The following is an 18,735-nucleotide window of genomic DNA, read 5'->3' on the forward strand; positions in this document are numbered from 1 at the left end:
GCGCGCCATGCGCCGTCGCACCGGTGCCATCGGCACGCTGATCGCGATCGCCGCGATCGTGCCGCTGGCCGACCCCGCTCACGCCCGGCAGGACCTGGACTGCCGCGACTTCGCCTTCCAGGAGGACGCGCAGGCCGTCTTCGACGCGGATCCGAGTGATCCCAACAGGCTGGACGAGGACCAGGGCCCCGACGACGGTGTCGCATGCGACGCGCTGACCCGCCGCGGGATCATCAACCCCACGACGTCGCCCACCATGTCCCCCAGCGCCTCCGCCAGTCCTTCCGTCAGTCCCTCCGCCAGCCCCACGGTTCCGGCCACCGTCACGCCCACGGCCGTCCCGACCCAAGGGGTGCGGGGCGGACTCGGGGGCGGGGTGGCCTCGGGGCCGAGCGGCTGGGAGACCGGGATCGGCCTGGCCTTCGCGGCGGGTGCCGCCCTCGCCGCCGGGTACGCGGTGAAGCGCCGCCGGTCCTGACGGCGGGGCGTTCCTCACCTCACCAGCAGGTCCACCAACCGCCCGGTCTCCGCCGCCGGGTCCGTGGTCAGGCCGGTGTGCACCGGGCCGGGCTGGACGATCGTGGAGCGGGGGGCGACGAGCCAGCGGAAGCGGCGGCCCGGGTCGTCGGCAGCCGCCTGCCCGGCCGCGGTACCGCCCGCGCACAGGCTCTCCACGGCCCGCAGGGCGGCCCGCACCCCGGCCACGTCGGCGCGGGGGTCGAGGGCCAGCAGACGGGTCTCGTCGAGGTGGGTGCGGGCACCGACGTAGGACGCGGCGCGGCAGTAGACGAGGACGCCGGCGTTGATGCACTCGCCGCGTTCGACGCGCGGGACGACGCGCAGGACGGCGTACTCGTAGACCTGGCGGTCCCGCGGGCCGCCCTTGATGATGTGCCGGTCGTTCACTTCAGCCCCTGGATGCGGTCGTGGATGTCGGCGGCCCGGGCCAGCAGCGGGCGCGCGTACGCCTGCCTGAGGTCGTCCGGCGTGGCGAAGCCGGGTTCGTCCAGGAGCCAGGTGTCCGGGATCTGCGCGGTGACGTCGGCGAGGAGTTCCTCGGTGACCAGGGGCGCCAACTCGGCTGCGGCGGCGGTGACATCGGGGGCGAAGGACGCCAGCGCGTGGTCGGAGGCGTCGTAGGGGCGGGCGGTGGAGGCCTGGACGCCGGGCCAGTTGTGGTGCCAGATCATCGTCGCGCCGTGGTCGACGAGCCACAACTCGCCCCGCCACCTGAGCAGGTTGGGGTTGCGCCAGGACCGGTCGACGTTGTTGATCAGGGCGTCGAACCAGACGACCCGGCCGGCCTCCCCGGGGCTCACCGGGAACGCCAGCGGGTCGAAGCCGAGCGCGCCGGAGAGGAAGTCCATGCCGAGGTTGGTGCCGCCGCTGGACCTGAGCAGGCTCTGCACCTGCTCGTCCGGTTCGCCGAGGCCCAGTTCCGGGTCGAGTGCGACGGTGACCAGGCGCGGCATCCGCAGCCCCAGCCGGCGGGCGAGTTCCCCGCAGACCACCTCGGCGACGAGTGTCTTGCGGCCCTGTCCGGCACCGGTGAACTTCATCACGTAGGTGCCGAAGTCGTCGGCCTCGACCAGGCCGGGCAGCGAACCGCCCTCGCGCAGGGGCGCGATGAAACGGGTCGCGATCACTTCCTTGAGCATCGCCCCAGGTTACTGACGCACCCGGCGGCCGCGGTGAGGGCCTCGCGGCGGGGTGGGCCGGAACCCGACAGCGAACCGACAGCTCCGCTTTACCCGTGTCCTTCCGGGATCGGGTCAGGATTTCGGCATGGTCTGAACAGCCGGTCCGCAAGGGCCGTACCTCTCCGCAGATCACGAATCCCCGGAAGGAACGTCAGCATGACCAGCGAATCAGTTCAGCCGATGTCGGGACCGAGCCGCCGCACGGTCGTGGCGGCGGTCGGCGCGGCGGGGCTCACCGTGGCGCTGACGGCGTGCGGGTCGGAGGACAAGGCGTCCGACCCGTCCACCGAACAGGGCGCCGCCGGCGGCGGCGCGACGAACGACGGAGCCGGCTCGTCCGGCGGGGCGGGAGCCGGTGGCGCGGCGCTCGCGAAGACCGCCGACATCCCCGAGGGCAGCGGCAAGATCTTCAAGGACGAGAAGGTGGTGGTCTCGCAGCCGGCCACGGGCGACTACAAGGCCTTCTCGACGATCTGCACCCACCAGAAGTGCCCGATGGTGGACCTCAAGGACGACATCATCTCCTGCGCCTGCCACGGCAGTCAGTTCTCCGTCCTCGACGGCAGCGTGAAGAAGGGGCCGGCGGTCCAGCCGCTGGAGGCGAAGCAGATCAGCGTGAACGGCGACTCCATCACGCTCGCCTGACCCCGTCCGGACACTCCAGGCACGCCAGCACCTCGTCCGTGGTCGCGACCGTGGCGACCAACGCGAGGGTGTGGCGGATCATCGCGGGGGTGTAGTCGGACGGCACTCCCGCGATGGCGTCCGCCGGGACGACGACGGTGTAGCCGCGGTTCACGGCGTCGAACACGGCGTTGGGCACGGCCACGTTGGCCGAGACCCCGGTGACGATCAGCGTGCGGCAGCCGAGGTTGCGCAGCAGTGGGTCGACGTCGGTGCCCTGCACGGGTGACAGGCCGTGCAGACGCCGTACGACGAGGTCCTCCTCGGCCACCTCGATCGGGGCGGCGACCCGCACCGCCGGTGTGCCGGTCAGCTGCTGGACGGGCAGCCGTGCGGCGGCGCGGAACAGACGGGCGTTGCCGTTGGCGCCGCGGCCGTCGGGGCGGCGCTCGGCGATGGCGTGCACCACTTGGACGCCCCCGGTGTGCGCGGCCGCCACGAGACGGGCGACGTTGGCGAGGGCACCGCCGGTGCGTGCCTGTGCGGCGAGTTCGGGCAGGGCGCTGTCCTCCCCGACGACGCCCTCCTGGCACTCGACGGTGAGCAGCACGGTGGTGCGCGGTTCGAGGAGCTCGCTGAGGGCTTCGTTCGAGGGCACGGGTTTCCCCCTGTCACCGGCGGCCGGGCGGGCGAGCGTAGCCACCATTGCGCACGGACGGAAGAGCACTCATCCTTTTCTGACGTGATGTCAGAGGATCTCCTCTGGCACGACGTGGGAGAAAGAGGGGGCGCATGACCGTCACGCAGCAGCGCAGAGGCCGGAAGATCATGATGACGCCGGGCGAGCTGGACGACTTCCTGACCACCCAGCGCACCTGCCGGGTCGCCACGGTGTCGGCCGACGGGGCGCCGCACGTGAGCACGCTGTGGTTCGCCTGGGACGGCGCCTCGATGTGGCTGTACTCGGTCGTCCGCAGCAAGCGGTGGACCGACCTGCGGCGCGACCCGCGGGTGGCGATCGTGGTCGACACCGGCGAGGACTACGACGAGCTGCGCGGCGCCGAGCTGTCGGGCACCGTCGAGTTCGTGGGCGAGATCCCGCGCACGGGCGAGCTGCGCGCCGAACTCGACGTGCCGGAGACGCTGTTCGCCCGGAAGAACTTCGGCCTGGAGGAAATGCCGCACGACGGCCGGCACGCCTGGATCCGTCTGACCCCGGAAAAAATCGTCTCCTGGGACTTCCGCAAACTGGCCGGGCAGTAGCCGCCCCACCGGAACGTCGGCCGGAATCCTGACCCGGCGCACTTCGGGTCCATCGGATCTGCGGCATCGGCAGTCGCTCTCCCCGAGTCGCAGCCGCAGCCGCAGCGCTCAGGGCGTCAGCCCACGCTCTCCCCCGCCGCCCGCAGGGCCTTCACCGCCGCCCGGATCGACGGGCGGCGGTCCGCGTCCGCGCGCCAGATGACGTACACGTGCCGCCGGACCCGCTGCCGCAGGGGGACGGTCACGACACCGGCGGGCACGGGGTGGCGGCCGAGCAGCGGGGCGATGCACACCCCGAGGCCCGCGGCGACGAGGGCGAGCTGCGTGTGGTTCTCGGCGGCGCGGTGCCCGACGATCGGCTCGACGCCCTTGGAGCGCAGCGTGAACATCAGCCACTCGTGGCAGAACTCGCCCTCGCCCCAGGTGATCCACTCGTCGTCGGCGAACTCGGCGAGGTCCACCTCCGCACGCTCCGCGAGCCGGTGGCCCACCGGCATGGCGACCTCGGCCGGGTCGTCCAGGATCGACGCCTTGACCAGCCCGTCGGGCAGCGCCATCGGCTTGTTGTACCAGTCCAGCACGACGGCGAGGTCGAGGTCGCCGCGCACGACCCCGGCGATGCCCTGCTCCGGTTCGAGTTCGCAGGAGCGCAGCCGGAGCGCGGGGTGCTGCGCGCGCAGTGCGGCCAGCGCGTGCGGGAACAGCCCCCGCGCGGCCGTCGGGAACGCCGACAGCCTGAGCTCGCCGACGACCTGCCCGCGCTGCGCCTCCAGGTCGGACTGGGCCAGTTCCACCTGGGAGAGGATGCGCCCGGCGTGCTCGGCGAGCAGCCGGCCCGCGTCGGTGAGCCGCACACCGCGGCCGTTCTTGGCGAGGAGCTGCTGGCCGACCTCCCGCTCGAGCTTGGACAGCTGCTGCGAGACGGCGGACGTCGTGATGTGCAGCCCCTCGGCCGCACCGCTCACCGATCCGTGCCGGGCGAGGGCGTCGAGGGTGCGCAGGCGCTCCAGGTTCAACATGTAAGCAATGCTACGCGGTATCGGGTGCGAAATCTCGATTGTGCTACGAGGTCCCGGTGCCGCATCGTGGCCGGCATGAGCACCGTCACCACCCCGGCCGGCCAGGTCGCCTCCGCCCTGTCCGCATCACCCCGCCGCCGCCTCGACTGGCGCCTCCGGTTCGCCGCCCTGTCCCTGATCTGGGGTTTCAGCTTCCTCCTCATCAAGGTGGGCACCGAGGGGTACGCGCCGTTCCAAGTGACCCTCGGCAGGCTGGTGTTCGGCACGGCGGTACTGGCCGCCGCGATGGCGGTGCGGCGCGAGCGGCTGCCGCGCGGGGCGCGCACCTGGGGCCATCTGACGGTCGCCGCATTCCTGCTCAACGCCCTGCCGTTCTCCCTGTTCGCGTACGCCGAGCTGACCATCCCGTCCACACTGGCGGGCATCTGCAACGCGACCTCGCCGCTGTGGGGCATGGCGCTGTCGCTGGTCGCCCTGTCGGAGGACCGGCCGACCCGGGTGCGGGTCGCGGGGCTCGGTCTCGGCTTCCTCGGGGTGCTCACGGTGCTCGGCGCCTGGCAGGGCTTCCACGGCCTGGACGCCACCGGCACGGCACTGGCCCTGCTCGCCTCCCTGAGCTACCCGATCGGCTGGATCTACGTCCGCCGCACATTGGCCGGCACCGGGCACTCGCACCTGTCGATGACCGGCGCCCAGCTGCTGCTCGCGACGGTCCAGCTGGCCGTCGTCACCCCGCTGTTCACGACCCTGCCCACCCGGGTGGCCGTCGTACCGCTGCTGGCGATCGCCGCCCTGGGCGCGCTGGGTACGGGCCTCGCGGTCCTCCTGCAGTACGGCCTGGTCGCGGAGGTCGGCCCGACGACCGCGCAGATGGTCACGTACTTCATCCCGGTCATCGCCACGGCCGCGGGCGTCGCCCTCCTCGGTGAGACGCTCGCCTGGTCGACGCCGGTCGGGGCGGTGATCGTGCTGACGGGGGCGGCGCTGACCCAGGTGCGGCCGAAGCCCCGGCGGGAGTCCCGGCCTTAGCTACGCGAACCCGAAGGGCCCCGGCCGGCGCCCCCTCAGTCGTAGCTCCGCGCCGGGGCGGGTCCGAGGGCCGCGGCGATCGCGTCGGCCAGCACCTCGACCTCGTCCGGGCCGAGCGTGGAGACGGTGACCCGGATGCCGGGCGGTGCGCTCAGCCGGAAGCGGGCGCCAGGGGCCACGGCCCAGCCGGCGTGCAGCAGCCGGGCGACGGCGCCGGTCTCGTCCGGTACGGGCACCCACACGTTCATCCCGCTGCGCCCGTACGCCGCGACACCACGCCGTTCGAGCGCGCCGATCAGCGCGTCCCGCCGCCGTCCGTACGACGCCGCCACCTCGGCGGTGTCCAACGCGCCGTCGGCCCACAGCCGCACCAGGGCCCGCTGCATCAGCCGGCTGACCCAGCCGGGCCCGAGCCGGTGCCGCCCGCGGACCCGGTCGACGGTGACGGCGTCCCCGGTGAGTACGGCGAGGCGCAGATCGGGGCCGTAGGCCTTGGCGGCGGAGCGCACGAACGCCCAGTGCCGGGTGACTCCGGCCAGCGGGTGCAGGGGCACGTCGACGATGCCGTGGCCGTGGTCGTCCTCGATCAGCAGGACCTCCTGGTGCTCCCGGAGCACGGCGCGCAGGGCACGCGCGCGTGCGGCGCTCACCGCGGCGCCGGTCGGGTTCTGCGCGCGGTCGGTGACGATCAGGGCCCGCGCCCCCGCCTCCAGCGCGTCGCGCACGTCATCCGCTCGGGGTCCCTCGTCGTCGACGCCGACGGGGACGGTTCGCAGCCCGAGGGCGGGCACGAGGTCGAGGGTGCGGCCCCAGCCGGGATCCTCGACGGCGACGGTGTCACCGGGCTTGAGATGGGCCGCCAGCACCCGTTCGACGCCGTCGAGGGCCCCGGAGACCACGGCGAGCGGCCCGTCCGGCACACCGTCGGCGTCGAGTCCGGCCCGCGCGATCCTCGCCAGCTCGGGCTCCAGGGGGGTGTCCCCGTAGAGCACGGGCGCCCGGTCTCCCTCCTGCGCCGCAGCGGCGAACGCGCCCGCGAGGGGCGGCAGCAGCGCCGGGTCCGGGTTGCCCTGCGCCACGTCCCGGACGCCCTCGGGGACCTCCACCCGGAAGTGCTCCCGCCCGGTCGTCGCCGGGGCGGGCCGGACTCGGCTGCCGCGCCGGCCCGCGGTCTCGATGACCCCGCGCTCACGCAGGGTGCGGTACGCGGCCGCGACCGTGTTGGGGTTCACCCCCAGCCGTTCCGCCAACTCCCGCATGGGAGGCAGCAGTTGACCGGGCCGCAGCTCACCGGCCCCCACCGCTCGCTCGATGCTCGCGGAAATGTCCGCTGCGCGACGCCCACTGATCCGATACTCTCCTAGCACAAAGCCAATTATGCACTAGTGCAATGGAGAGCGCCATGCAGGGGACCACGCAGACGCCGTCGCAGCCCGAGACCGCCTACACCCCGTCCGACCGCACCGTCCCCACCCGCTCCCCGGACCGGGCCTCGTACGACAGGGACCTGGTGCACGCGATACTCGACGAGGCCTATGTCTGCCATCTCGGGTTCGTCCGCGACGGGGCGCCGGTCGTGCTGCCCACGCTGTACGCCCGCGTCGGCGAGCGGCTGTACGTGCACGGCTCGACGGGCTCGCGTCCGCTGCGGGCGGCCGGTCAGGCCGACCCGGGCCTCGAGGTCTGCCTGACGGTCACGCACGTCGACGGTCTGGTCCTGGCCCGCTCGGCCTTCCACCACTCGATCAACTACCGCTCCGTAGTGGTGCACGGCGTCGCCCACGACGTGACGGAACCCGAGGAGAAGCGTCAGGCCCTGGACGCGCTGGTCGACCACGTCGTGCCCGGCCGCTCCGCGGACTCGCGCCCCGCCAACAAGAAGGAACTGGCCGCCACCGCCGTGATCCGCCTCGACCTGGACGAGGTCTCCGCGAAGCTGCGCACCGGCGGCGTGAACGACGAACCGGAGGACCTCGCCCTCCCGCACTGGGCCGGCGTCGTCCCGGTGCGGCGCACCTACGGCACGCCGCACTCCGACCCCGGCCTGGCCCCCGGCACCGAACTGCCCGGCTACCTCGCGGCCCTGTGACGCTGCTCCACGGCAGGACGCCCCAGGACAGGCCCGGGCGGCACCTCACACGGCCGTCACCGGCTCCTCGGCCCTCCGTGCGCCCCGGGCCTCCCCCACCGCCAGGCCCGCCACCGAGCCCAGCATCAGCAGGGTCCCGGCCAGCGTGGCCACCGTGAGGTGTTCACCGAGCAGGACGACGGCGAGGACCGCCGCGCTCACCGGTTCCAGCAGCATGATCACCGAGACGGTGGCGGACCGTACGACGGCCGCGCCCGCGAAGTAGAGGCCGTAGGCCAGTGCGGTGGGGACGGCTGCGACGTAGAGCAGCAGGAGCAGGAGCCGGCCGGGTTCCTCGGTGTGCGGCAGCAGTCCCTCCGCCAGGGCGAACGGCAGGAGGCACAGGCTCGTGACGGCGAAGGCCCCGGCGGTCGTCCCGGTGGCGTCGCCCTCGCCGCCCCGGCCCCACCGGCGGGTGAGCAGCGTCATCGCGCAGTACCCGGCCGCGGCCAGCAGCGCGAGCAGCACCCCGGTGGGGCGCACGGTCGTGCCTCCGCTCCCGAGGACGAGCACCACGAGCCCGGTGAGGGCACCCAGCACGGCGACGGCACCGCCCCGCCCCAGGCGCTCGGCCAGGGTCAGCCGGGCGCCCAGCGCGATGAGGACGGGACCCGCGCCGAGGGTGACGACGGTGGCCACGGCGAGGCCGGTGGCGGAGACGGCCGCGAAGTACGCGGTCTGGAAGACGGCGAGGCCGAGCCCGGTGACCCCGGTCCGCAGTGCCCGGCGCCCGAGCGGTTCCCGCACGGGCGCCGCGGCGCGCGGGCGCACCAGTCGGACGGCGAGCAGCAGCGCGAGCCCGGCGGCGCAGCGCCAGAAGGAGAGGGCGACGGGCCCCATGTCGCTGGCCCGGTAGACCAGGGAGGCGGCCGCGCCCGCGGTGCCCCAGGCGACACCGGCGACGATCAGATAGAGGAGGCCTCGCCCGATGGGCAGGCCGGAGGCGATGTTCGACACGTGTTCTCTCCGCAGTCGCGCACGACGCACCGCACGCGACAAGCGGCGGCGGGTGTGCGGAAGTTCGGGAAGGCTCCCGGATCAGTGGGGATCAGGGGCCACGGACTTCGTCTGCGGGCGGCACCGTTCCGCGCGGCGGCGCATCGCCGGGCGCGGTTTCCGGAGGGCCCGCCTCAGACGGCCGGAGGCGGAAGAACGAGTGCGGAAGGCATGATCGGCACCTTAGGCGCTCGTTCCCCGCCGGGACAATTCCCTTTCCGGGCCGCCGCTCGCCACCGGCCGCTCGGAACCCTTCGAGGGTGTCGAGGACTGCGCGATGAAGGCGCCCACCAGCACGATGGCCCCACCGGCGATCTGCGGCGCCGAGAGATGCTCGCCGAGCAGGACCCAGGCCAGGACGGTGGCGATGACCGCCTCGAGACAGGCGACGACCCCCGCGACCTGCGGGGAGAGCCGCCGCACGGAGAGCACGCCGGTGACGTAGGCGACGACCGTGGCGACGAGGATGATCCACGCCAGCAGCACGACGGCGGCGACGGGCCGGCCGTCCATGGTCGCGGTGCCCCGGAGCACCGACCAGTCCATGCTCCAGGGCCGGGCGACCACGGTCAGCACGGCCGCTCCGACGAGCAGTCCGTAGGCGATGACACCGAGCGGGTCGGGCGCTTCGTCCCCGGCGTCGCTGCCCTGGTCGGACAGGACGAAGTAGCCGACCTGGCAGCAGGCCGCGCCGAGCGCGAGCAGCAGTCCGAGGGCGTCGAAGCCGAGGCCCGACCAGACCTCGACGACACAGGCCAGTCCGCCGACCGCGAGGACGACACCGACGGCCGCGGCCCGCGTCACCGGCCGTTTCTGCACGAACCGCACCCAGCCCAGCACGAGCGCGGGCGCCAGGTACTCGATGAGCAGCGCGACCCCGACGGGGATCCGGGAGAGCGCGGCGAAGTAGCAGGCCTGGACACCGGCGACGGCCAGCAGCCCGAAGCCGGCGAGCAGCCCGGGGCGCCGGCGCAGCAGCGCGCGATGGCGCACGGCGAGCGGCAGCATCACCAGGGCCGCCCCCGCCACCCGCAGCCACACCACGTGCAGCGGGTCCAGTCCTGCTTCGATCAGCGGCTTGGCCGCGACACCGGATCCGCCGAAGGCCACCGCGGACAGGAGCGCGAGGCCGAGCCCCACACCCCTGCCGCGCCCGCTCACGCTGCTGTCAGAGGTACGCACCGGCACATGATGGCAGGCCATGACAGGAGCGTCATCCCCTATGGCACCTGTCTCACTGCCTGGACGGGGCGAAGTGCCCGGCGTGTGCCGCTCAGCAGGTGGTTTCGCCGCACTCCTCGCTGAGTCCGGACCAGCCGTCGAGCCGGGCGATGACCTCGCGCGGGTCGACGCCGGCCCGTTCGAGCACCTCCACCGCGCGCGCCTGCGGGTCGACGGCGATCGCCGCGAGCAGGTCGGTGCCGCGGGCCGGTCCGCCCCGCCCGGCGGCGCGCTCACAGGCGTACTCCATGCAGGCGGCGGCGAGCGGGGAGAAGCCCGCCGCCTCCGTCACCCCGGGGACGGCGCCGGAGTCCTCGACACCGCTCTGCCAGCGCAGTCCGTAGCCGATGCTGCGCTGGACGAGATAGCCGAGCAGCCGCGCGATCTGCGCCCCCTCGCCGAAGACGGCACGCGCGTCGGGGTCGGATTCCAGCAGCGAGTGGAGCAGATGGGCGGTGTCGATCTGCCGGTCCCCGTCCCGGACGGCCCGGCGCCGGGCACCGCCGACCACCGAGGCCAGCTCGTCACTGAGCCGGGCATCGTTGTCCACGCGCTGAATGCCGTGCTCATGGGCCGACTGCCGGGGGATACGGGGTTGCACATCCGCTACCCCATCAGTCCCGCGGGCCCGGGTCATCCCCGGCGGGAAGCATCTTCGCGTCCCGCGGAAAGTGGACCCCAGCGAGCGGAATCTCCTCCTTACGGAGGAGATCAGGCGGATTCAGGAGGGAGACCCGCACGGCTGACGGTTCGTCAGTATTGAACATTGCGGCCGCCGCGGCTACCTTCCGCGACACCCAGCCCGACACGAAGAGGTGGTCGCATGGCCGAAGTCAGTGCGGAGACACGCATCGGGGCGCCGGCCGAGAAGGTGTGGGCCAGGCTCACGGACTGGTCCGCGTACGGCGAGTGGAACGCGACCCACACGAGCTTTCCGGCGGGCGGCCCGGAACCCCTGGAAGTGGGCGCGACGTTCCAGGAGAACATGCGGCTGATGAACTTCCCGGCCGAGGTGATGTGGACCGTCGAGGAGCTGGAACCGGCCCGCGTGCTCGCCATCCGCGGCAAGGGCCCGATGGCGGTGACCGTGGCGACGCGCTACACCCTCACACCCGGCGGCGACGCCACGACGGTCCGCATCGACGGCGAGTTCACGGGCGCGACGGTGTCGCTGATGGCGGGCAAGCTCAGGGACTCGGCCACGGCGGCCCTGCACGAGTCGCTGCGCAAGCTGGACGGGCTGGTGACCTGACACTTCCGGCACGACGAAGCGCCCCCGGACCACTCCGAGGGCGCTTCGTATCCTGCCGGGTTCAGTCCTCGTCGGCGAGGATCAGATACAGCTTCTTGCGGGCCTCGTTGATGACGCCGACCGCCTTCTCCCGCTGCTCCTTGCTGCCGGTCTTCCAGACCTGGCCGAAGGCCTCCATCAGACCGAAGCCGGCCTGACGGATCTCGCCGAGGGCTTCCCAGTCGACCCCGCGGGAGGCCTCCTCCCAGGGCGCCTCGGGACCCTCCTCGGCGGCCTCGCGGCCCGCCTCGGTGAGCGAGAACAGCTTCTTGCCGCCCTCGGAGGCACTGACGATCAGCCCCTCGTCCTCCAGCAGCTGAAGGGTGGGGTACACCGAGCCGGGGCTGGGCTTCCACGCCCCGCCGCTGCGCTCGGCGATCTCCTGGATCATTTCGTAGCCGTGCATCGGCCGGTCCTTCAGCAGGGCCAGGATCGAGGCGCGTACGTCACCGCGCCGCGCCCTCCCCCGTGGCCCTCCGCGCCCTCGTCCGCCCCAGGGTCCCGGGCCGAAGCCCGGTCCACCGGGCCCGCCCCAGCCGGGGCCACCGGGCCCGCCTGGCCCGAAGGGACCGAAGGCCGCGCGCAGCCCTTCGAAGCCACCCCGGCCACGGTGCGGGCCGCCGTGTCCATGTCCACGCTCGAATCCGTGGGTACGCATCGCAACCACTCTCCATTCCATCGTTGATCTGTCGCGATACTTCAACGATATATCGGTAACGCTCGACCGACAAGGCCCTGCCCGTGCGACCCGACCGGCGGAAGTCGGGCCGCCACTCGCGAATTGGCCTTGGCCCGCGGCTTCCTGGGAGCCCTAGCGTCGGGGCATGAGGATCCGAATCGTCGACGCCTTCACCGATCGCCCCTTCTCCGGCAACCCGGCCGGGGTCCTGCTCCTGCCCGGCGCGGACGCCTTCCCGGACGACACCTGGCTGCAGAACATCGCCCTGGAGGTCAACCACTCCGAGACGGCCTTCGCCCACCCTCTCCCCGGCGGCGGCGAGGCGGACTGGGCCCTGCGCTGGTTCACACCGGCCGCCGAGGTCGCGATGTGCGGCCATGCCACCCTCGCCACCGCCCACGTCCTGCACACGACCGGCGTCCACACCGGTCCGGTGCGGTTCGCCACCCGCAGCGGCGTCCTCGTCGCCACGCCCGCCGCGGACGGCTCCGTCACGCTGGACTTCCCGACGGCCCCGCTCACCCGGGCCGACCCGCCCCGCGGCCTCGCCGAGGCCCTGGGCGCCGAGCCGCTCACGGTCCTCGACACCGGTCCGAACATCGGCGACCTGCTCGTCGAGGTCGCCGACGAGAAGACGGTGCACGCCCTGCGTCCCGACCTGAGGGCCCTCGCGGCCCACTCCGAGCGCGGCGTCATCGCCACCGCCCGCGCCGAGGACCCCGACCGGGGTTACGACTTCGTCTCGCGCTGCTTCTTCCCGAACGTCGGTGTCAACGAGGACCCGGTGACGGGCAGCGCCCACACCGCCCTCGCCCCCTTCTGGTCCGAGCGCCTGGGCCGCCCCCGTCTCACCGGTCTCCAGGCCTCACCCCGCTCCGGCCGCGTCCGCACGGAGCTGCGCGGCGACCGCACCCTGCTGACCGGCACGGCGGTCACCGTCATCGAGGGCGACCTGCTGATCTGAGACGCACGAAGGGGCGTACGCCACCGTCGTACGCCCCTGCCCGTGTCACCTCACGCCGTCGGCAGCCAGTCCACCTTGCCGGCCAGCAGCGCGTAGCCGACGAACGCCCCGATGTCGAGCAGCGCGTGGGCCACCACGAGCGGGCCGACCCGCCCCCAGCGGCGGTAGAGACAGACGAAGACGACGCCCATGAGCATGTTGCCTACGAAGCCGCCGATGCCCTGGTAGAGGTGGTACGAGCCGCGCAGAACGGAGCTGCCGACCAGAGCCGCCGTCGGGGTCCACCCCAGCTGGCCCATGCGGCGCAGCAGGTAGCCGATGACGATCACTTCCTCCAGCACGGCGTTCTGGATCGCCGAGAGGATCAGCACGGGGTACTTCCACCACACCTCCGGCAGTGCCTCGGGCACCACGGTGAGGTTGAAGCCGAGGCCGCGGGCCGCGAGGTAGAAGGCGATGCCGGTGCTGCCGATGACCGCCGCGATCGCCGCCCCGCGCCCGAGGTCGGACCAGGGGCGGGTGCGGTCGAAGCCGATCGTGCGCAGGCTCGCGCCCTCCCGCAGCAGGAAGTGGGCGACCAGCGCGACGGGCACGAGCGCCGTGGTGATCCCGAAGAGCTGCCAGGCGAGGTCGAGCCAGGGCCGCCCGGGCGCCGCCGAGGCGTTCATCGTGGCCGCCTGGTCCCTGAGGCCGCCCGGCTTGGTGACCGACCCGATGAAGCTGATCAGCGCGGACACTCCGCTCGCGCCCAGCGACAGCGCGAGGACCAGCAGCGTCTCGTCGCGGAGCATCCGCCGTGAGAGCCGTTGCTGGGGAATGGAATCGCCCACCGGGCTCGTCTCCGCCTGCACACCCGCCTCCACTTCACCGACCTGTCGGATCAGTATGGCGGCAGCGGGATCTCATCCCGGCGGCGGCGTCAGCCCGGCGACACCGGCTCCCCCAGCCCGACCGGCCAGGTGTGCACCGGGTCGCCCTTGTGCATCAGCTCGCGGTAGCGCCGGGTCGTGGCGGCCAGCGCGTCGTCCCGGGAGTGGCCGGCGTCCAGTGCCGTGTGGAACGTGGCGGCCTGCCAGCTCGCCCCGTTCACCCGACGCCGGCACCGCTCCTCGATCACGCCCAGATACAGATCCCGGTCGGCCGGCTCGACTCCCCAGGCGTCCAGCCCGGCCTCGGCGAGCGGCAGCAGCTCGTCGCGGATCAGGTTCACCGCGTCGACCTCGGCCATGCCGCTGTACCGGCCGCGCCGGGGCCAGGTGAAGCGGGCGTCGATGCCGTCCTTGCACGCGGCATCGAAGTTGGCGGCGGCCGCCTCGAACGGCAGCCGGTTCCACACCGGCCGCGACTCCTCGGCGAGGGCCCTGACCACCCCGTAGAAGAAGGCCGCGTTCGCGACGACGTCGATGACCGTGGGTCCGGCCGGCAGGACGCGGTTCTCCACGCGCAGGTGCGGGACACCGTCGGCGATGCCGTAGACCGGGCGGTTCCAGCGGTAGATCGTGCCGTTGTGCAGGACCAGTTCGGCGAGCGACGGTGTGCCGCCCTGGTCGAGCACCTTCAGCGGATCCTCGTCGTCGCAGATCGGCAGCAGGGCCGGGTAGTAGCGCAGGTTCTCCTCGAAGAGGTCGTACGCCGAGGTGATCCAGCGCTCCCCGAACCAGGTGCGCGGCCGGACGCCCTGGGCCTGGAGCTCGGGCGGGCGGGTGTCGGTGGACTGCTGGAACAGCGGGGGCCGCGACTCGCGCCACAGCTCGCGGCCGAAGAGGAAGGGCGAGTTGGCGCCGACGGCGATCTGCGCGGCGGTGACCGCCTGGGCCGCGTTCCACACGTCGGCGAAGCGGGCCGGGGTGACCTGGAGGTGCAGTTGCACCGAGGTGCAGGCGGCCTCCGGCGCGATGGACTTCGAGGTGCAGCTCAGGTGCTCCACGCCGTCGATGTCGAGGGTGAACTCCTCGCCGCGGGCGGCCACGATCTGGTCGTTGAGGAGGGTGTACCGGTCGACGTCGGAGAGGTTCGACGACACCAGGTCGTCACGGCCGAGAGTCGGCAGAATACCGATCATCACAATTCCCGCGTCGACCTCGCCGGCTTTTCGGTCGGCATATGCCAGTGACGTACGGAGTTCCTCCGTGAGCCGGTCGAAAACCCGGCCCCCCAAGCGGTGTGGGGGGATGTTCACTTCCAGGTTGAACATGGCGAGCTCTGTTTGGAAGTCGCGACTCGCGATGCGTTCGAGGACTTGCCCGTTCAACATTTTCGGCATGCCGTCGGCACCCGCGAGATTCAATTCGATCTCCAGCCCCATCAGGTTCTTGGGGCGATCGAACCGCTGCTCCGCCAGGAGTCGCTCCAGGCCCGTCAGACACTGACGCAGCTTGTCGCGGTAGCGCTGGCGATCGGACAGGTCGAACCGGCCTGCCGCGACCTTCTCCCCCATCGAAGCGTCCCTCCTCGGATGATGCGGGCCGTGATCCCGCTGCCGGGGTCCCGGTCAGGTGGAGGATGCCCAGTGAAAGCGATCGATAACGTCCCGGGCGGACGCTCCGGCCGCTACGCTGGTCGTGTGTGACCGGTGGCACATTCACTCGGCATGTCGCACAGGACGGGTATCGGGCCCCGGGAACTCGTGAAAAACGCCGACGAGAATGGGCCGACCGGTTCGCGGACATGCGCCGAGGTCATCGCAGTGCACCCCGCCTGGAACCGGGATAATTCTCGCGTAACGCCGACCGAATGTACCCTTGTTCTACTCGCCGGAAACGGCTAGACGAAACACAGTCTGAACCCGTGTCGTATAAACTCCGCGAACAAGGCAGAAGGTTGGCGCCCACGGTCGATGGGTCCTGCCGCCGAGGCGACGCGGACCCCACCCCCCTCTCGTTCTCATGACCCCGGCCCCTGCCTCTCTGACCCTCGTGAGCTGACAGCGCCGTCCGCCCCCGCCCTCGCGCCACCGTGCCTTTGAATGAGAGGCGACCCACCATGCCGCTGCATGTCCCGCCGGCTCCCGCGCCCGCACTCCGTTCCGTCCTCACCGCCCTCTCCTCACCCACCGCGGTGCGCGAAGCCCGAACTCCCTCCCTGCTCGGCACCCAGGGACCCGCCACACCCGAGCTCCCCCTGCCCGTGCACGTCCTCGACCACGTCACCGCCGAGGGCGTCTCCGCGACGCGACTGGCCGGGTGGCGCTTCCTGATCCGCTGCGGCGACCACGCCGTGGCCGCGGCGGAGACCATACTGACTGCCGACGGCTGGACCTTCTCCCACTTCTTCGAGGGCCCGTACATCACCTCCACCGAGCGCGCCCTGCGCCAGGCCGAGACGATGCCGCAGCCGTACCAGCCCCGCCTGCTGTCGGTGCCCGGCCTGTACATGCTGACTCTCTGGCTGCACGAGGACTGCACCGCGGACGGTGCCACCGGTCACCCCGCCGCCACCGACCTGCTCGTCCCGCTGGCGCCGGCGCCTCCCGGCATCGCGGCTCACCGCCCGCACCGCGTCGCCGAACTCCTCCCGGTGCTGACCCACCGGGCCGCCCCCACCAGACTGCTCGGCTCACCCGCCTGAGACACCGCGCGGTTCTCCACGACCCCGTCGCCGAATTCACAGCGGCGGGGTCGTTCCTTTACCGCGCGTCCGGCCACGAACCGCTCGCACGATCGCTTTATCGCTCACACGATCGCTCGTACGAGCGTTCATCGGCTCGCACGAGCCGAAAAGGGCGCCGACCCCAGCCGACCCGAGCGGACTAGCCCTATCCGGCCAGGGCGAACCACCCGAAGGGACAGTGCAGTTGGGATGAACCGTCCGCGCGGGTGATGCGTCCTGAACCTGTAAGAAGCGGTGCCGCGAAATCCCTGCGGATTGACGCCCGTGGGGCAACACTGGGTTCCGACGACTTATCACAACGGGGGGCGGCCATGAACGACACTTCTAGCCGCGGAACAGACACGACATCCGACTCAGCCGACGCAATCCCATCGTCCATCTCGACCCAGCGAAAGATCCCACCCATGTGCCAGCACCAGACCCAGTGCCCGTCAGCCGACTCCGCCGACCGGGAATCCGCCCGCCTCGTGGCGCACCACCCGGAACAGGGGTGGAGCCTGCTGTGCAACGGCGTGGTGCTCTTCGAGGACACCGGCGAGCTGCTGCCGGACGGCCGGGCCATCGCCCCGCACCGCCCGCTGGCCGGCCAGGTGATGACGGCCGCCTGAGGCCGTTCGGCGGGGTGCCGCCCCGCCGGCAGACATGAGGGGCCGGCCGCAGGACGCCCTGCGCACCGGCCCCGACGCATGTCCGCAGGTCGTCACTTTCCGTCACCCGCCGCCACGTCCCGTTCCCGCTTCGCGCGCCTTCCCACTCATCCCGTCGTCCGGAAACTCCGGGAACTTTCGCGGTCACCCGTCGACGGAGGTGGGGCACGTGGGAGCACGTGGGGCCGACGCCGAGGGCAGGGTCCGCCAGCCCCTGGCCGACATGGGCAGACTCGCCGTGCACACGGTGCTGCGCCTGACCCGCGACGAGCAGCCGGACTCACCTCGCGTGGAACTGGGCACCGACCTGGTGGTCCGGGCGAGCACCGCGCCCCCGGCCTGACCTCCGCCCCGCGGAACGGCGCCTGCCAACCTCCGCCATGACGAACGGCGCCCCGCCACCCGACCTCTGCTACAAGGAACGGCGCCCCGCCACCCCCTGTCCGGCAGGGCGCCGCGCCGCCCCGCTACCTGCCCCCGAGCGCCTCGCGCAGTGCGAAGTACGCCGGCTTGCGCCGCAGTTCCTCGTCCCACGGCAGGGCGGCGCCCTCGCCCGGGAAGAACGCCGGGATCCACGAGTACTTGTCGGTGTAGTCCCACAGCGTGACACCGACGCACCGCCGTACCGCCAGGCACGCCTCGGTCACGTCGGCGTACCACTGGGCCTGCTGTGCCAGCTTCTCCTCCGTCGCGGGCAGCTGCATCCGGATGTCGACCTCGGTGAGCGCGGTGTCGAGGCCGAGCCGGGAGAAGCGGCGGAGGTTGTCCTCCAGGGTGTCCGGATAGCCGTACTGCAGGGCCAGATGGGCCTGGAGGCCGATGCCGTGCAGCGGGACGCCCGCGGCCTTCAGCTCCTTGGCCAGGCGGTGGTAGGCATCGCTCTTCGGGCCGATCCCCTCGATGTTGTAGTCGTTGAGGTAGAGCTTGACGCGCGGATCCGCCTGGTGCGCCCAGCGCAGGGCGTCGGCGATGTAGCCGGGCCCGAGCGTCTTGTAGAAGACCGACTCCCGGTACGTGCCGTCCTCGTTGAACGCCTCGTTGACGACGTCCCAGGCGAACACCTTGCCCCGGTAGTGCCGTACCTCCGTCTGGATGTGCTTCTTCAGCACGGCCCTCAGCTCCGGGGCCGTCCACTCCCTGCTCGTGAGCCACTCCGGCAGCTGGCTGTGCCAGACCAGGGTGTGGCCGCGTACCTTCTGCCGGTTGGCCCGGGCGAGGTTCACGATCTCGTCGCCCTGAGAGAAGTCGAACACGCCCTGCTGGGGCTCGGTCGCGTACCACTTCATGCCGTTGCCGGGCGTGATCTGGTCGAACTCGCTGCCGAGCAGGGCCGTGTACGGCCCGTCCATGAGCTCGGGGTTGTCGGTGGCGCTGCCGAAGTAGCGGCCGTGCCGCTGGGCGAGGTCGGCGAGGGTGGGCTGCTGGTGCCCCGCCTGGGCGGGTGTGCCGGCGCCGATACCGGCGGCGACCAGGAGCGCGGCGACGGCGCCGGCGAGTCTGAGACGGGTGGTGCGCATGGTGCGACTCCTCACGACGGGTGGGTGGGCAGAGCCGTACGTTCACGG

At 72.3% G+C, this 18,735-nt stretch carries 21 protein-coding genes and 1 pseudogene; 10 read left to right on the forward strand and 12 right to left on the reverse strand.

Translation table 11 applies throughout. The features are described 5' to 3' along the window. Positions 1–7: 7 nt before the first annotated feature. Positions 8–478 carry an excalibur calcium-binding protein gene (locus IGS69_RS04425; RefSeq protein ID WP_190897175.1) on the forward strand — a complete coding sequence of 157 codons (471 nt, stop codon included), beginning with the start codon at positions 8–10 and terminating at the stop codon, positions 476–478. Between the two features lie 14 nt (positions 479–492). Here IGS69_RS04425 and IGS69_RS04430 read toward each other — a convergent pair whose 3' ends face one another. Together IGS69_RS04430 and IGS69_RS04435 are read right to left on the reverse strand one after the other, a co-directional pair. Then, a complete protein-coding gene (locus IGS69_RS04430; RefSeq protein WP_190897177.1) occupies positions 493–906 on the reverse strand; it encodes a DUF3037 domain-containing protein in 414 nt (137 codons plus the stop codon). Further along, positions 903–1,658, reverse strand: coding sequence for a HipA family kinase (locus tag IGS69_RS04435; protein WP_190897179.1), 756 nt, complete (start codon positions 1,656–1,658; stop codon positions 903–905). Before IGS69_RS04435 ends, IGS69_RS04430 begins: the two co-directional genes overlap by 4 nt. 198 nt (positions 1,659–1,856) lie before the next feature. Here IGS69_RS04435 and IGS69_RS04440 point away from each other — a divergent pair, with 198 nt between their 5' ends. Beyond that, the gene (locus tag IGS69_RS04440; protein WP_190897181.1) at positions 1,857–2,345 is read left to right on the forward strand and encodes a Rieske (2Fe-2S) protein; all 489 of its coding nucleotides are present in this window, start codon (positions 1,857–1,859) and stop codon (positions 2,343–2,345) included. Here IGS69_RS04440 and IGS69_RS04445 read toward each other — a convergent pair. Continuing rightward, the gene (locus IGS69_RS04445; protein WP_190897183.1) at positions 2,332–2,982 is read right to left on the reverse strand and encodes a cysteine hydrolase; all 651 of its coding nucleotides are present in this window, start codon (positions 2,980–2,982) and stop codon (positions 2,332–2,334) included. The two genes, IGS69_RS04440 and IGS69_RS04445, sit on opposite strands and share 14 nt — an antisense overlap. A 134-nt stretch (positions 2,983–3,116) precedes the next feature. Here IGS69_RS04445 and IGS69_RS04450 point away from each other — a divergent pair, with 134 nt between their 5' ends. Then, entirely contained in the window at positions 3,117–3,587 is a 471-nt protein-coding gene (locus IGS69_RS04450; RefSeq protein WP_030835784.1) for a pyridoxamine 5'-phosphate oxidase family protein, read from the forward strand. 116 nt (positions 3,588–3,703) lie between these two features. On the opposite strand, the gene IGS69_RS04455 is transcribed toward IGS69_RS04450, so the two are convergent. Then, positions 3,704–4,606 carry a LysR family transcriptional regulator gene (locus IGS69_RS04455; RefSeq protein ID WP_190897185.1) on the reverse strand — a complete coding sequence of 301 codons (903 nt, stop codon included), beginning with the start codon at positions 4,604–4,606 and terminating at the stop codon, positions 3,704–3,706. Between the two features lie 75 nt (positions 4,607–4,681). On the opposite strand from IGS69_RS04455, the gene IGS69_RS04460 reads away from it, so the two are divergent. Beyond that, complete coding sequence (locus IGS69_RS04460) at positions 4,682–5,635, forward strand: DMT family transporter (protein WP_190897187.1); 954 nt, start codon at positions 4,682–4,684, stop codon at positions 5,633–5,635. Between the two features lie 35 nt (positions 5,636–5,670). Here the strand turns inward: IGS69_RS04460 and IGS69_RS04465 are convergent, their stop codons facing one another. After that, the gene (locus tag IGS69_RS04465; protein WP_190897189.1) at positions 5,671–7,002 is read right to left on the reverse strand and encodes an aminotransferase class I/II-fold pyridoxal phosphate-dependent enzyme; all 1,332 of its coding nucleotides are present in this window, start codon (positions 7,000–7,002) and stop codon (positions 5,671–5,673) included. A 35-nt stretch (positions 7,003–7,037) separates the two neighbouring features. On the opposite strand from IGS69_RS04465, the gene IGS69_RS04470 reads away from it, so the two are divergent. Next, on the forward strand, positions 7,038–7,724 hold the full coding sequence (locus tag IGS69_RS04470) for a pyridoxamine 5'-phosphate oxidase family protein (RefSeq protein ID WP_190897191.1): 687 nt from the start codon (positions 7,038–7,040) through the stop codon (positions 7,722–7,724). 45 nt (positions 7,725–7,769) lie between these two features. Here the strand turns inward: IGS69_RS04470 and IGS69_RS04475 are convergent, their stop codons facing one another. The 3 genes from IGS69_RS04475 to IGS69_RS04485 all read right to left on the reverse strand — a co-directional run bounded on the left by IGS69_RS04475 (position 7,770) and on the right by IGS69_RS04485 (position 10,581). Continuing rightward, the gene (locus tag IGS69_RS04475; RefSeq protein WP_190897192.1) at positions 7,770–8,720 is read right to left on the reverse strand and encodes a DMT family transporter; all 951 of its coding nucleotides are present in this window, start codon (positions 8,718–8,720) and stop codon (positions 7,770–7,772) included. Positions 8,721–8,942: 222 nt separating this feature from the next. After that, a complete protein-coding gene (locus IGS69_RS04480) occupies positions 8,943–9,947 on the reverse strand; it encodes an EamA family transporter (RefSeq protein WP_190904375.1) in 1,005 nt (334 codons plus the stop codon). 85 nt (positions 9,948–10,032) lie between these two features. Continuing rightward, the gene (locus IGS69_RS04485; RefSeq protein WP_232543431.1) at positions 10,033–10,581 is read right to left on the reverse strand and encodes a Clp protease N-terminal domain-containing protein; all 549 of its coding nucleotides are present in this window, start codon (positions 10,579–10,581) and stop codon (positions 10,033–10,035) included. Between the two features lie 222 nt (positions 10,582–10,803). On the opposite strand from IGS69_RS04485, the gene IGS69_RS04490 reads away from it, so the two are divergent. After that, positions 10,804–11,232, forward strand: a complete 429-nt coding sequence (locus IGS69_RS04490) for a type II toxin-antitoxin system Rv0910 family toxin (RefSeq protein ID WP_190897196.1) — start codon at positions 10,804–10,806, stop codon at positions 11,230–11,232. Between the two features lie 61 nt (positions 11,233–11,293). On the opposite strand, the gene IGS69_RS04495 is transcribed toward IGS69_RS04490, so the two are convergent. Next, on the reverse strand, positions 11,294–11,929 hold the full coding sequence (locus tag IGS69_RS04495; RefSeq protein WP_190897198.1) for a PadR family transcriptional regulator: 636 nt from the start codon (positions 11,927–11,929) through the stop codon (positions 11,294–11,296). 166 nt (positions 11,930–12,095) lie between these two features. On the opposite strand from IGS69_RS04495, the gene IGS69_RS04500 reads away from it, so the two are divergent. Next, positions 12,096–12,914, forward strand: a complete 819-nt coding sequence (locus IGS69_RS04500) for a PhzF family phenazine biosynthesis protein (protein ID WP_190897200.1) — start codon at positions 12,096–12,098, stop codon at positions 12,912–12,914. 50 nt (positions 12,915–12,964) lie between these two features. On the opposite strand, the gene IGS69_RS04505 is transcribed toward IGS69_RS04500, so the two are convergent. Beyond that, on the reverse strand, positions 12,965–13,705 hold the full coding sequence (locus IGS69_RS04505) for a CPBP family intramembrane glutamic endopeptidase (RefSeq protein WP_385864451.1): 741 nt from the start codon (positions 13,703–13,705) through the stop codon (positions 12,965–12,967). A gap of 128 nt (positions 13,706–13,833) precedes the next feature. Next, positions 13,834–15,351, reverse strand: a complete 1,518-nt coding sequence (locus IGS69_RS04510; RefSeq protein ID WP_190897204.1) for a glutamate-cysteine ligase family protein — start codon at positions 15,349–15,351, stop codon at positions 13,834–13,836. A 545-nt stretch (positions 15,352–15,896) separates the two neighbouring features. Here IGS69_RS04510 and IGS69_RS04515 point away from each other — a divergent pair. From IGS69_RS04515 to IGS69_RS04525, 3 genes and pseudogenes are all read left to right on the forward strand, one after another. Next, on the forward strand, positions 15,897–16,481 hold the full coding sequence (locus IGS69_RS04515) for a hypothetical protein (protein WP_190897206.1): 585 nt from the start codon (positions 15,897–15,899) through the stop codon (positions 16,479–16,481). A 446-nt stretch (positions 16,482–16,927) separates the two neighbouring features. Beyond that, a complete protein-coding gene (locus IGS69_RS04520) occupies positions 16,928–17,131 on the forward strand; it encodes a DUF5999 family protein (RefSeq protein WP_030835828.1) in 204 nt (67 codons plus the stop codon). Between the two features lie 241 nt (positions 17,132–17,372). Beyond that, positions 17,373–17,513: pseudogene (locus IGS69_RS04525) on the forward strand (LacI family transcriptional regulator); the annotation flags it as partial. Positions 17,514–17,637: 124 nt separating this feature from the next. Here IGS69_RS04525 and IGS69_RS04530 read toward each other — a convergent pair. Beyond that, positions 17,638–18,687: an endo-1,4-beta-xylanase gene (locus IGS69_RS04530; RefSeq protein WP_190897208.1), complete on the reverse strand. Its 1,050-nt coding sequence runs from the start codon at positions 18,685–18,687 to the stop codon at positions 17,638–17,640. Positions 18,688–18,735 lie beyond the last annotated feature (48 nt).

It is taken from the genome of Streptomyces tuirus (assembly GCF_014701095.1).
Taxonomy (GTDB): domain Bacteria; phylum Actinomycetota; class Actinomycetes; order Streptomycetales; family Streptomycetaceae; genus Streptomyces; species Streptomyces tuirus.

Excerpts from the sequence above, each read along its gene's own strand:
- IGS69_RS04505 (WP_385864451.1), bottom strand. The coding sequence starts at position 13,705 with ATGCTCCGCGACGAGACGCTGCTGGTCCTCGCGCTGTCGCTGGGCGCG.
- IGS69_RS04510 (WP_190897204.1), bottom strand. The coding sequence starts at position 15,351 with ATGGGGGAGAAGGTCGCGGCAGGCCGGTTCGACCTGTCCGATCGCCAG.
- IGS69_RS04495 (WP_190897198.1), bottom strand. The coding sequence starts at position 11,929 with ATGCGTACCCACGGATTCGAGCGTGGACATGGACACGGCGGCCCGCAC.
- IGS69_RS04490 (WP_190897196.1), top strand. The coding sequence starts at position 10,804 with ATGGCCGAAGTCAGTGCGGAGACACGCATCGGGGCGCCGGCCGAGAAG.
- IGS69_RS04460 (WP_190897187.1), top strand. The coding sequence starts at position 4,682 with ATGAGCACCGTCACCACCCCGGCCGGCCAGGTCGCCTCCGCCCTGTCC.
- IGS69_RS04450 (WP_030835784.1), top strand. The coding sequence starts at position 3,117 with ATGACCGTCACGCAGCAGCGCAGAGGCCGGAAGATCATGATGACGCCG.
- IGS69_RS04440 (WP_190897181.1), top strand. The coding sequence starts at position 1,857 with ATGACCAGCGAATCAGTTCAGCCGATGTCGGGACCGAGCCGCCGCACG.
- IGS69_RS04515 (WP_190897206.1), top strand. The coding sequence starts at position 15,897 with ATGCCGCTGCATGTCCCGCCGGCTCCCGCGCCCGCACTCCGTTCCGTC.
- IGS69_RS04520 (WP_030835828.1), top strand. The coding sequence starts at position 16,928 with ATGTGCCAGCACCAGACCCAGTGCCCGTCAGCCGACTCCGCCGACCGG.
- IGS69_RS04470 (WP_190897191.1), top strand. The coding sequence starts at position 7,038 with ATGCAGGGGACCACGCAGACGCCGTCGCAGCCCGAGACCGCCTACACC.
- IGS69_RS04435 (WP_190897179.1), bottom strand. The coding sequence starts at position 1,658 with ATGCTCAAGGAAGTGATCGCGACCCGTTTCATCGCGCCCCTGCGCGAG.
- IGS69_RS04500 (WP_190897200.1), top strand. The coding sequence starts at position 12,096 with ATGAGGATCCGAATCGTCGACGCCTTCACCGATCGCCCCTTCTCCGGC.
- IGS69_RS04455 (WP_190897185.1), bottom strand. The coding sequence starts at position 4,606 with ATGTTGAACCTGGAGCGCCTGCGCACCCTCGACGCCCTCGCCCGGCAC.
- IGS69_RS04530 (WP_190897208.1), bottom strand. The coding sequence starts at position 18,687 with ATGCGCACCACCCGTCTCAGACTCGCCGGCGCCGTCGCCGCGCTCCTG.
- IGS69_RS04425 (WP_190897175.1), top strand. The coding sequence starts at position 8 with ATGCGCCGTCGCACCGGTGCCATCGGCACGCTGATCGCGATCGCCGCG.